Annotated in this window: 6 protein-coding genes and 1 riboswitch; of the genes, 1 reads left to right on the top strand and 5 read right to left on the bottom strand. The window is 45.1% G+C overall.

The window, feature by feature from the left end; genetic code table 11:
- Window positions 1-23: 23 nt before the first annotated feature.
- Window positions 24-1,043 (bottom strand): cytochrome aa3 quinol oxidase subunit II, encoded by a 1,020-nt coding sequence (gene qoxA / locus MHB37_RS04590; RefSeq protein WP_036680822.1) that lies wholly within the window; start codon window positions 1,041-1,043, stop codon window positions 24-26.
- A gap of 487 nt (window positions 1,044-1,530) precedes the next feature.
- Here qoxA and MHB37_RS04585 point away from each other — a divergent pair, with 487 nt between their 5' ends.
- On the top strand, window positions 1,531-2,667 hold the full coding sequence (locus MHB37_RS04585) for a polysaccharide deacetylase family protein (RefSeq protein ID WP_340916605.1): 1,137 nt from the start codon (window positions 1,531-1,533) through the stop codon (window positions 2,665-2,667).
- Between the two features lie 1,473 nt (window positions 2,668-4,140).
- Here the strand turns inward: MHB37_RS04585 and MHB37_RS04580 are convergent.
- The 4 genes from MHB37_RS04580 to MHB37_RS04565 form a co-directional block, all read right to left on the bottom strand.
- A complete protein-coding gene (locus MHB37_RS04580) occupies window positions 4,141-5,847 on the bottom strand; it encodes a methyl-accepting chemotaxis protein (RefSeq protein WP_076276826.1) in 1,707 nt (568 codons plus the stop codon).
- A gap of 202 nt (window positions 5,848-6,049) precedes the next feature.
- On the bottom strand, window positions 6,050-8,614 hold the full coding sequence (locus MHB37_RS04575; protein ID WP_405168994.1) for a DUF4430 domain-containing protein: 2,565 nt from the start codon (window positions 8,612-8,614) through the stop codon (window positions 6,050-6,052).
- A 169-nt stretch (window positions 8,615-8,783) separates the two neighbouring features.
- A riboswitch (cobalamin riboswitch) is annotated at window positions 8,784-8,987 on the bottom strand.
- A gap of 127 nt (window positions 8,988-9,114) precedes the next feature.
- Window positions 9,115-12,111: a glycosyltransferase gene (locus tag MHB37_RS04570; protein WP_405168993.1), complete on the bottom strand. Its 2,997-nt coding sequence runs from the start codon at window positions 12,109-12,111 to the stop codon at window positions 9,115-9,117.
- On the bottom strand, window positions 12,108-13,370 hold the full coding sequence (locus MHB37_RS04565; protein ID WP_076129587.1) for a hypothetical protein: 1,263 nt from the start codon (window positions 13,368-13,370) through the stop codon (window positions 12,108-12,110). The genes MHB37_RS04570 and MHB37_RS04565 overlap by 4 nt, the downstream gene beginning before the upstream one ends.
- Window positions 13,371-13,410: the final 40 nt, after the last annotated feature.

Genomic DNA, 13,410 nt, shown 5'->3' with positions numbered 1-13,410 from the left:
TCAAGTTGTTCAATTAACATTGACTAGTGTCCGTCATGTGTTGTGCTCTCTTCTAATGGAGAACTAGGTGTCGGCTCATCCAGTTCTGGATTAGGCTCGGTGTTGAATTCCGTCTCGCTGGATGGTGCTGGAGTCGGGTGAATTTCTTTATTATCCTGATGCTCCATACTTCCGTTATCCGTATCCATTTCAGTGCCACCATTACTCATATGGTCACCATGGCTTCCCGGAGGCGGGCTGAAGGATAAGTGAGTATTCGTATACGTTTTACGTCCGACATGTTCCATTTCCAAAAGACCTTTAAATTCATCTTCCGTCAGTGGACCCGCCGTTTCTTTAACGTCTTTCACCCATTCCTGATAGTCCTTATCTGTCATCGCAAGTGTTTCAAACTCCATGTGGGCAAAACCCTTACCATTAAAGTTCGCATTTCTTCCGACATAAGAACCTACAGTATCAGCTGAAAGATGCAAGGTTGTGATCATGTCGCTCATCGCGTATTTTTGTCCTCCCAATTGTGGGATCCAAAGACTTGAGATCGTACCGAAAGAATACAGTCTGAACTCTACAGCGCGGTGAACTGGAATGTTAACGTAGTTTACTGTTTCGATACCTTCTTCTGGGTAGCTGAAATGCCATTTCCAGTTAGAGGAGGAAGCATAAATTACAAGCGGTTTCTGATCTTTATAATCCGCTGCAACATTTTCTACATCTACTGTTGTTTTGACGGTGACTACGGAGAGGAATGCCACGATAATAATCGGAATGGTAATCCAGATAGCCTCCAGCCATTTGTTTCCTTCCTCGTGAGGAGGAATATAATCTTCGTTGCTTTTTTTAGCACGGTATTTCAAAAGCACAAAGACATATAAGATGTAGACAACTGCCAGAACGCCGAGCATCATAACAATGGAGAGAATGATCGTGTCAGATAAAGTTCTTGCAGCCGGCCCCTTCGGATTCAGAACAGCGATTGAACTGCATCCTGGCAAGAGTAAAATTAGGCTGAGAAATAAAGCGTATAACGGTCCCTTTTTGTTCATGCTTAAGCTCCTTCCTTCAATACTTCTTTTATTAACCCTCAACATTAACCTTAATATATAGTAAGAATTTATGGGGAAGAAAGCAAAAGACTTATTTTTCCATTTAGCCTAAAAAAGACCTTAATAATGGCGAACAAGTTAAATATGTGTGATCAATTTGTTACAAGTTTCTAATAGTATGATAAAGATCACTGTAACGGCGCTGTTTATGGGTTGAAAAATTCCGTTCAAACTTTGTTCAATAGTTTACTAAAGTTGCTAATTTAGACACATCTATTCTGCGCAAAACAGGGTGATTTTAACCATTTTTTGTTGATGCGCCAGTATTTAGCCGGAGTCGCGTGCTTTTTATGATTGTGGTTGAAATCACAGTTAACTTCTAAAAGGTAACAAATTATTCTGCTGGGGGTTACAATCTCTCAAATTTCATTCTATCAATGTATGATAAGGTAATAGACAAATATACATAGATAGGAGATTTTTGACGATGTCTTTAAAGAAAGTATGGCTATTATTAATCGTATTATTCATTGGTTCCGGATCAATACGAGCGATAGATTCAGTGAATGCAGCAGGTGCAGGCTCCCTTAGGTTAGGTGTGAACGATAAGTTAACAACTATTGAAGCAGTTTCGGTAAAAGATACCTATTACGTTCCTCTACGTGATCTATCACAGGAACTTAAGTTAACGCTAACTGGAGTGAGCGATGGGATAAAAGTTACAGGTCAGAACAGATCAATCAAACTGCTGAATGATCATGCAACAGCTACTCTAGGCGATGGAAAGACCATATCCATGAGTACATTTTTGAAAAGCGGAAAAACAATGGTTCCACTGAAATTGACCTCTTATCTTGGTTTTGGAATTTCCTTTAAAGCAGATCAATATTTATTGCGTGTAAAAGACGGCTCGGCTACATTAGATGATGCAACATTTGTAAGTAAGTTTAAAAAGGAATTGAAGCCAACCGCAACTCCTGGAACTTCTACGCCAACTGTTGGGAAGCAAGGTAAGACCGTATACCTCACCTTTGATGATGGGCCAACGGCTACAACTTCTACATTGCTTGATATTTTGGCAAAATATGATGCGAAGGCAACTTTTTTCATGATCGGACCGAATATGAACCAGCATACTGCGCAAGTGAAACGGATTGCGAATGAAGGGCATGCTCTCGCATTGCATGGAATGACGCACCGGAAAGAGAAGTTTTATGCTTCACCTGCGGCTGCGCTGGGAGAGATGGATAACGATAACGCCATTTTGAAAAAGATTACAGGTCAAAGCACTACACTGATTCGTCCTCCTTATGGAAGCAAGCCTTATTTCACAAAGGCCTTTAGAGATAAAGTGCTGGCTCAAGGTTATCATCTATGGGATTGGAACGTGGACTCAGAGGATTGGAAATACAAGGATGCTAGTACGACGATCTATAATTCGGTAATGAATCAGGTTCATAAGCTGCAGAAATCGCAGACCAATCCAGTGATTCTGATGCATGATCAAAAAGCTACGCTTAAAGTACTTCCGCGTATCTTAGAGTCATTGAAAAAAGAAGGCTATACATTCCACGTCATTAGCTCAGATCTGAAACCTCTGAATTTCTGGAAGGATACACGCTGAGTTTTTCAAAAAAATCAAGAGGGAATCCCAACAGCTGTGAACTAGCTATTGGGATTCCCTCTTTTTTTGGTCTTGAACTAAACACTAATTTTTGTTTAATCCAACCACATTCATGCTCCCGAATTTTTCTATCGGACCCAGATGACCTTAATTGCTGGATTTGCCTCTGTTTCGGGTGCTATCGGTCCACATAGCCGCTATTGGTGCGAAAAACACCCGTTATCAGCGTTTTCCACACCAACAGCTGCACTGGTGTCCGAAACATTGCTCCAAGGGCGATAAATGGGCAAATAGCGGCTGCTGTGTCCTAAACTTCGCTCCTATGGCGACAAATATGCGAATAGCGGCTACTGTGTAGTCCGAAACTCCACTCCCAAGCCACTAAATGAGCGAATGGCGTCTGCTGTGTCCGATAGCCTATGGGGATGAGTATGGGCCCACGCTATCGGATCCAGATGACCTTAATTGCTGGATTTAGCTATATTTCAGATGCTATCGGACCTCATAGCCGCTATTGGTGCAAAAACCACCAGTTATCAGCGTTTTCCACACCAATAGCTGCACTGGTGTCCGAAACTTTGCTACAATGGCGATAAATATGGAAATAGCGGCTGCTGAGTCCTAAACTCCACTCCCAAGCCACAAAATGAGCGAAGGGCGCCTGCTGTGTCCGCTAAACCAGTTGGGATGAGTATGAGTCCACGCATCGGACCCAGATGACCTTAATTGCTGGATTTAGCTATATTTCGGATGCTATCGGACCTCATAGCCGCTATTGGTGCAATAACCACCAGTTACCAGTGTTTTCCACACCAATAGTTGCACTGGAGTCCGAAACTTTGCTACAAAGGCGATAAATGGGCAAATAGCGGCTACTGAGTCCGATAGCAAATGGGGATGAGTATGAGCCCACGCTATCGGACTCAGATGACCTTAATTGCTGGATTTAGCTATATTTCGTATGCTATCGGACCTCATAGCCGCTATTGGTGCAAAAAACACCAGTTATCAGCGTTTTCCACACCAATAGCTGCACTGGTGTCCGAAACTTCACTACAAAGGCGATAAATGGGCAAATAGCGGCTACTGAGTCCGATAGCATATGGGGATGGATATGAGCCCACGCATCGGACCCAGATGACCTTAAACTGGGGAATATCAAGTAGACAGTGTGTTTGAAAAACTAGAGATCAGCCGGGAACACTAGGGGTACGAGGTACAGGGTACGAGCATACCGATCATCTCCAAGGTTTTTATTGTTTCCACGCCTCCGTCTTTCCAATAGTGTCGCTGGAGATCACATAGCATATGTTTGCCCGCAACCTGCTGAGACCAGCTTACATCCCTCCCCCTTGACCAACTGAGATCAGCTGGCTCGTACTTGTCCCAATCTACTATAACCACAACCAGCAGAGCAGCGATCTCCGTTACTGGAGAACCGCTGCTCTGCTGGTTTTAACAATATTATGAAGCCTATAGTTTGAAGCTGGACAATGTCTTTTGCAGATCTTCTGCGAGCACCGCTAAATACTGAGCTGAAGCCGACATTTCCTCCATTGCGGATAGTTGCTCCTGACTCGCTGCACTTGTGTCCTGAACACCTTCTGCACCTTTACTAGATATAACGTTGACCTGTTCCATAGCTGCTGCCACACCTTGTGATTCCATGGCTACATGAGCAACCGCTTCTCTAATCTCCGCTGTCTGTAAGGTAGCTTCTTTAATGGAAGTCTGAATCTCATGAAAAGCTTGAGATACCAGATGACTTTGAACTACGCCATTGGTGACTAGCTCAGTACCCAAAGCCATGGATTCTACTGCGCTTTCGGTTTGCTTTTGGATATGTGTAATAATATCTGTAACCCGCAAAGAACTATTTCTAGTTGCTTCCGCCAGATTACGAATTTCTCCAGCAACTACAGCAAATCCCCGTCCATGCTCACCGGCCCGTGCTGCTTCTATAGAAGCGTTGAGCGCAAGCAGATTCGTCTGTGTAGCAATACCGTTAATCGTTGTAATAATTGTATTAATCTCTTGTGACAATGTCCCCAGATTAGAAACAATCTCCTGACTCTGAGTTACACTGAGGTCAATTTCCTTCATCTGCACAATGATTTGGTCTACAGCCTCTACTCCACGATCCGATGAACCGGAAACTACTCCCATTAGATCCGACATTTCATAGCTGCTGCCCTCTACGGCTGCAATATCATTGGTCATTGCTTTTATTGAACGTGTTGTACTGTTAATGCTCTCTGTCTGTTCATCAAATCCCGCAGCAATCTCTCCAGAAGATACAGCGATCATTTGTGAAGCCAATGAGGTCTGCTCAGCACTAGCGCTCATCTCTTCCGATGAAGCTGACAGCAGTTCTGCACTCTCTGCAATCCCTTGCATCATCTTCCGCAAGCCCTGCAGCATATTGTTAAATGAACTGTTAATTTGGCCGATCTCATCCTTGGCGGTGTACGTTGCTACCACGGTCAAATCTCCATCTTCTGCCCGCTTCATTAGTCCTTGCAGTTCTTTAAGCGGTTTTGTTATCAGGCGAATGATTGCAATACTAATCAAGATACAAATCACCCAAGCGAAAGTAATCATTATGGTATTGTTTACACGCATGCTTTTAGCGGTTGCCATGGAACCTGAATTGTGTTCATCAGCATCTTTAAGCAAAGAATCACTAATTCCTTTAAGCAGATTGATCATTTTTTCACGGGATTCGTTAAATTCGCCTGAAAATACTTTATAGGCCTCTTGATTATGATTACTATCAGCAATCTTTATAATGTTATCCCGCTGTGCACGATAATCTGGCAAAAAGGACTCATACTCTTTGATTTTACTTACAATAGCAGGATCATTATACTGAATCGCTTTCACCTTGTTCATAAGTTCATTATTATCTTGAACCTTCACTTGGATACTCTCAGAAAGTTCTTTGTTTTTGCTGGCATCAACGCTAATCAAACGCTCCAAAAGATAGGATTCAATAGCCCTATTATTCGTACGCATCTGCCCTACGTAAGAAACAGGCAATAAATTTTCATTATATGTCTCATTTGTCTTTTCGGCCATTTTGTTCATTGTGATGATGCCTATGCCCCCTACAGCATTCACCATAATTACTGCGAATACCAAAAGCAGCCCTATTTTGTATTTCACTTTCAAATTTTTCATCTACACTCCGCCTTCACATTATCTTATGATCTATCTATTTTTATCGGTCGGAAGGGCTAAGAGTTTGATGATTTTTTAAATATTGTGTCGAATAAAAGTATATATTGTCATAAAACGACTTTCCTCAAATAAAAAAGGGCGGGCACCCAATCCGCTATTACTCCGAATCCAAGTGTGCCCGCCTAATCAAACTTCCTCTTCCTTATTCTCCAGAGGTATAGTACCAGTACAAAGTATCACCGTTCTGCAAAATATAACTGTCTGCACTGATGCTTGGATCCGCATCCCGGTTCGTTTTATACTTCCATCCGCTGCTTGGGCCTCCATCAAATTCAGCCAACCCGTCAATAGATTTCACGTAGATGCTTCCAGCGTTGCCGGATGATACTACCTTAGTCCCTAATTGACTGACTAGTAAGCTATAAGCCGTTTCGCCCTCTTTTAGAGCTACTGTTGTACTGGCTAGGATGGTTCCTTTCCGGCTATCTCCAATCACTGAGAGGGTAGCGGTAGCTTTTGCTGGAGCAATAACAGACGATCCGACAGTCAGAGACTGAGTATAACGCGCTACGCTCGGTACGCTATCTTTAGCATAACCGGTAACAGTTATTGTATAGCTATTTGCTGGGAGACCCCCATCAACAACAGCCACACCTTGTTCATTCGTGATTACCTTCTTATCACCAACAGAAACCTGCACACCTGCAGCCGGTGAGATAACCGGATCAGAAGTGAAGCTTTCCTGATTCCACACCCACTTTTTCTGTGAAACATTTACAGTAAAAGCTTCATTAGCTTTTGGCTGTGATGGGGTAAGCACCACAGCATCTACAACCTGTGTATTTTCTCCTGCATAATAGACAAGTACACGATCGGATTCCTGTAGTTCGAACGCATCCATACCCACACTTGGATATATCCACTCCCCGCCGCGTGATACCACGAAGCTCCACCATCCGTCGTAAGTACCTTGCGAAACTCCATGGATACCTGATACAAAGTTGCCATAAGACGATTTGGTGATATCCACTTTAAAATCATCGGTAGACCCTAGTTGTTGCAACGCTTCAAGGGCATTGGAGGCTTTCAAAGTCCCCTCACTAATCAACCCTTCCGGGCCTTCAACGGTTAGCGAAGCTGTTACATTCTTAGAAATCACTTTTAGAGCTTTTGTATATTTAGCAATCGTTGGGGCTTTGCCTTCACGGTAGCCAGTTACAGTCAGTGTATAGTCACCTGCGGGCACATTTCCTGAGAATACGGCCTCACCTTTAGCATTCGTCGTTACCTTGTGAGCTCCAATTTGGACCTGAACACCCGCAGCTTTTGCAGTTACAGGAGAGGAAGTGTTCGTAGCAGCGTCCCATTTCCACGTCTTACTAGTTACAGTGACGGTAAAGGAATCGCCCTCTTTAAGATTTGCTTTGGAAAGCGTAACGGAATCCACAAGCTTAGTGTCATCTCCGGCATAATAAACCAGTACCTGATCTGAATCTTTAAGTACAAAATCACTCATGCCTACATCGGGATTAATCCATTTTCCGTCACGTGATACAACATACATCCATCCGTCATAACCACCAAAGCTTCCAGCAGCAATACTTCCGATGCCAGTCACATAACTGCCCGAAGGATTTGTGATCGGCAAGTTCGTTTGAAGCGCCAGCTTCTCTAACGCTCCAAGTGCGTTGCCAGCATAGGCGTACCCTTGTGCCAACGTGGCCTGTGGTCCCTCAATCGTTACTGGAGCGTAGATGAGTGAGCTCTGAATGGAGGATTTGGAAAAATCGTATAGCTTACTGTTGCTTCCTTTATATAGCAAATTATAGGCAACCAGCGCCTGAAGCCCTTGCTCTGTCGCCAGAATATTACTGCTTCCACCACGGCTATGGGTGAAGCTACCATCAGCTAGACGATAGCTAAGCAGGTTCTCCATTAGATCCACTTTGTTTTTGGTGTATTCTAATCCACTAGGATCAACTCCGAAGGAGGTGAGTCCAAGGATTGCTTGTGCGCTACTTTCAGCACTGTCACCGTAACCCCCATGGCTATCTTGAGCTGTAGATAACCAAGCTACGGCTTGTAGCCCTGCTAAGTAGGCTTCGGGATTATTTTTATGTGCCGCCAGAGCCGTCAAGGTTATCGCTGTCATATCAGGCTCACTTGCACCTGAGGTTAGTGCAAAGCCCCCATCCGGATTCTGTTTGGAGAGAATCTCCGTAAGGAGCTTATCCGCCGTCCATTTCGCGTCACTTGGGATATTATATTTACCAGAATCCAGCGCAAGTAAAGCATATACCGGATTATTAAGCGTCTGTTCACTGAGCTTGCTATTATTATAAATTTTCTCAATCAGATTATAGCCAGGAGTCATTCCGTTACCAGCAAAGCTAGTAGGATCTGCACCAATCGCTCTCACTGCGAGCACGATTCGAGCATAATCGGTTACATTGGTGAAATCGCCAGCGGCATCCTTTACTTTTTTTTCAAGCTCTGAAAGGTAACTAGCCGGCAGCTTGTACCCTGCTTGCGCTAATCCAATGGCTTGCCAATCCGATTGCACGCCACCTTTCAAGAGATATTCTGCAGCCGCATAAGTCGCATCCGCAACATTAATCCGCTCCGCGGCAGTTGCCTCCAGACCGGCGCCAGCGCCCGCTTCTGCAAATATTTGTCCCGCCGGAACAAGAGATGTTCCTAGAATTGAAATGACCATGAATAAGGCCAGCCCAAGTGCTACAAACTTGGAAGACATGATTTTCTTCATTGTTTAACCTCTTTCTGTATAAGAATGGGTACTGCTGGGAATAAGACGCATAACATAAAGACCGCCCCTTTGGAGGGCGGTCAGGGAAGATTACAAATTGAGGCTGCGGCGCTTGCTTCCTGCCAACAGTCCATCTGTATATGTTCCACATTCTTACCCCACGAAGAATAGAAACGCTCACGAAAAAGGCAGGTCTCCTGGCTAATGCTTCATCGCTGTTCTTCACCTTCCCACCCTACCTTCGGGGCAGTGGCTTATAGAAGAAACGCTCCGCACATACAGTGGCGGGACCGCGCCGGACTCTTGCACCGGACTTCCCTTTTAAGCAGACGACTAGATTGATAGAGTCTGCACCTTTTCCAGTATGTAGTATCTTATTTTGACATCCATAATCATATCTATTAATACATAGCATGTCTATAGAAAAGCTTAGTATGGGCAGCAAAAAAATGAACAGCAATACGCCACCTTCCGGTGGGTATTGCTGTTCAGAAAGCTTGTTATTCGACTGTTCCATCCGGACTTGCAGTCGGGGAGGGTTCAGCACTTGAATCAGAAGCTGGTGGAATATTAGGGTCGGGATCTACGATCAATGTAAATCTTCCGGCTTTGATCATACTTTTCTCTAGAATTGTCGCTCCAGACTCCAATGTAACCTCAACCTGATAGGAAGGTTGTTCACCTTCAGTCACAGCTGTTGCGGAAGGCAACCCAGTGCTGTTCTCAGTATCAGAGGAAGGCGTAGTGGACGGAGAAGCATCAGCTACAGCGTTAGTAGAATCTGCACCTTCTGCTGTTCCTCCAGTAGTGCCAGCGGCATCTGACTCGTCAGCAGCGTTTCCCTCATCCGTCCCATCCGTTGACGGCACTGGACAAGTCCCATTTGTAGCAGCGACCTTAAAGCTTTTATCTATCTCTGTAGACGAAGACATTAAACTAACCTCAGTCGGTTGAAACTGCACACAGTCATCTGCACTTGCGAAGGTGAACACCAACATGCTGCTCCCCTTATCTCCTTCGACGCTCTGATCCTTCAAGTATACTGAAGCTGGAGGCAGCATATTGCCTGCACTCTGAACAGGGGTCGGCTCAGGGCTTGTCCCCGGCAGAGCCGTCTTCGTATCATCCGGACGCAGCATACTGAATACGATAATTGCAATAATCACCAGAATACCCGTAATGGAGCCGGAGATTAAGAGTCGAAATCGGCTGCGGCTGATCCAGCGCGCCAGCGGGGAAGCCAGTTGGGAACGGGCTTCATTGTACACATTTTGCAGAGCAGGCCGAGCTGCCGCGACATAGTTCTTTCGGAATTCCCGATTCTTGAACGCTTCACGATCACTGCTCAGGAAATACTTCAGAATCGCCTTACGGTAACCCGGTTGCAGCTTTTTATTCGAAACCGTAAATAAAGGATTGCCTTGCGACCAAGCAAAAAACCGATAGATGATTTCTTTGTCGGAACCGGCTTTACGCTTTAACAGCTCCAGAAGCGCATCGTAATCCAGCGGACCCCCTTCACGCTGAGTTGTATAGTAAAAGGCTAGCGGAAGCCGTTCAAAGGGTTCCAGAACACGCGCCTCTTTTAGCAAACGACGACCCAGTAGCTGCACATCGTCTAGTTCCTGCGGAGACAATCCTGTAAAAATCTCCTCATTCGGCTTCTCTTCACCAAACCAGCGGTAAGCGGCACGCAGCGCATTCTCTTTCTGCTTGCTAATCCTATCCAGTGGCGGCTGCCAATCGACAACATTACCATACCGTAAAAAAACTACCTCCAGAAGCTCCTCCTGCGTCATATCAGAAAGCGATAAGCGGTTCAGTAAGAATCTATCTGCTGAAGCAGCAAGATCCTGCATTAGGGAGAGTGCCTTAGGAGCAACTCCTGTTCCTTTGCGGCGATCTTTTTCTGCCTTATCTACAATTTCATGAATTTCCGCCACAGAAGCCACCGGATCATGCTCCAGCTGGAGCTTTTCTAGCAAATAATCCTTCACAGCATTTTGAGCAAAAGACTGCTCTAACGCCACTGGCAGGAACCGCCCCCAATGGAGCACAAAGCTCAGAATATCCGCAGATCTGGACGCCGCAGCTAGTCTTGATTCCATATAAGGCTCAAGTAGCTGCTTACGGAAATAAGTTTCAGACATCACGCGCTGGAAGTAAGCTGCACTTAACTCATCATTACTCTCAATGATCCCGTAAGCAGCACTCAAAATATCCTTGCGGCCCGCTTCCACACTATGAAGCATCCCATTGATGAAATAATCCACGATTCTGACCCTGTAATTGTGATCCTTAAGTACAAAATACTCTTTAAAGCATTCCATAATCGCCGGATCTGGCACATTTCTTTGCCGAATCAGATCAAATTCCCGGTCAAACCGTTCTAAGAAAATATCATTCAAGCGGATTCTAGAATGAATTGCACCGTCTGGTTTAAGGTAAGAAAGCAAACCACTTAGCACCGCACTCTTGTTTTCCGTATATAAATGCTCGTTCCCTTGCTCAATCTCATAAAATATAGCCAGCTCATTATAGAAAGAAAGGGTTAGCTTGTGCTCAGGACTCTCTCCACGCAGAATCTGATCGGCGAAGCTTACGAAGTCGTTAATATCTCCTGGATTCAGCAGTAACAGCTTCCATACCAAATCAGCATAAGGCTGGCGGGTCTCGCCAAAATCGACATTCCCCATCCGTCCGGAAGCCAAATCAAAGGTATAATCCTTCTCAATACTGCGGTCACCGGGACGAAGTGAACCTTTTTCCACAAAGCTAAGATGTATATATTTACGGCTTTGCGGTTCATTCGCATACGTAATCACGCCTAATCTACGGCGGAATTCATACGGCAGCACGCTATACAGAATTTCTGTAAGCTCCACCGCCCGCGCGGACAACTCGGTGATAGGTACGTTTAGAGCCACGTAGATTTTTTTCTTACCTGCTACAGAGAGCATTACGGCTTGCAATAACGCCTTGAATATCCCTTCATCAATCCCTAACAGACGTAAGCCTGCGATTGGATCCGGGCTGCGGTCTGTGCGAACAACTGGAATAGAGGGCAGCTCCGGCAAGGTTCCACCAAGCTCTCCAGTATAACGCTCTGCAAAATCAGCATGCAGCCAGTCTCCATAGCTCTGCACAATTTCTTCGGAACGTGAAGCAGGAACTACATAGTTATGTGCAAAAAAAGCGCTTCGTTGGCCTGTGAAATCGGCCGCTTGATAACGACTAAGCCCAATAACTGTATCCCCGTTCTCAGCATGAAATAGGTGCAGCGCACCAGGATATGCAGCCTCATCCTTCTCTCCACGTGCGGTTAACTCCGCAGGAGCATCGTAGAGGCAGAAGGGATGAAGGATTTTTTTCACAAAATTATTGTCTAGACTATCTGATTTCGCTACCGTATCGAAGCCTTCTGTGGAACGAAACACTCCGCGACGTTCGCGGGTGTACATCTGTTGGGCGATTGTTGACCCTGAGAAAACATTCACGGGCCGTCGCTCCCCTCAATATACTTCAGCTTATGCAGCAGCCAAATAAAAGGCTCGTCTACACGAATCGGGCTTACTACACCCTCAATCTTTTGATTCACAGGATTGCTGCCCAACGCAGATACTGCAAAATAACCCGTATTCGCGAAATAAACATCCATCGTATCTTTAAAGGGTCTGTCCACCTTACCAATAAATCTGCGAATTTCCCCGTCGATATTATGGAACTCGTCCATGTTTAATGTTTTGCGGTGAACATAGTTATTGAACACATTGCTGTTGGACTTGATGTAATCGCCATCCTCATCCTTCAGCGAATGCAGCATATCACTTTTGGCAAGCACAACCGCTGTTGGAATGTCTGTCTTACTCTTTTCCTGATAGGCAATAAAATCACCGAACATCGTCAGCACCACATCGCGCGGCTCGTCATATTGTGAGACCCATTCTCCCGGGCGGTCACCGATGTTAATATGAATCTTTTCACGGATAGAACGGATTTGCAGCGGATCGACCATAAACAAAATACCCGCAGAGTTCTTGATATGCTGACCATGAAGTCCAAGATAATCCTGATCCACCATACCCTCACCTGCTACATCAAAGAATACAAGTGTCAGTGGCGGTTTATTTTCATCCTTAAAGACAAATTGAAAGATAAAAGGCTCCTGCATTTTTTCCTTCTGTGTAGAAGCCAGCAGATCCCCACGCTCAAAAAGCGGTTCTTCATACAATGTACGGAACTTACGGCTAATCTCTGCATTAAGCGGCATACAAGCGGCATCAAAATGACCTGCTGTAGTATGCTGCAATGTGTGGATCAGCGAGGTCATATACACCGATTTCCCGACTTGGGATGCCCCGATAATCGAGATGATGTTACTTGGCACCTTCCCGGCAGTCACCGGCAGCTCATTATGGCAGGACGGGCAAAGCCGTCTGCGCGTAAGCACACCGTAACGATCCGTAAGCCCAGTTAACACATGATCCGTGTAATGATGATATTCTTCCGGAATATCCGCCGGGTTGATAATCGCTTCTATGTCATCTACCGTATCAAGCCCAAAGCGCTCACGGTATTTGTTCAAGGCGTCATCCTCACCCAATGCGTAATTTTCATCGTCCTCCCGGCTGTGCATAGCCCGAAAGACGACATCCTCCGGAGAGAACTTGGTGAAGCAATACGGACACACTATATCGTAAAAAAGCGGCCGCGGCTCCGGCTGATTCTTTTTCATAAAACGGCTAAAAAAAGACATCTACTCATCCTCCCAAAAGTTGTATCTACGTACTTGCTAT

The sequence above is a fragment of the Paenibacillus sp. FSL H3-0286 genome, from assembly GCF_045040705.1.
GTDB classification, from domain to species: domain Bacteria; phylum Bacillota; class Bacilli; order Paenibacillales; family Paenibacillaceae; genus Paenibacillus_AQ; species Paenibacillus_AQ odorifer.
The sequence above is the reverse complement of the archived record's forward strand: the minus strand, read 5'-3'. Positions and strand labels throughout refer to the sequence as shown.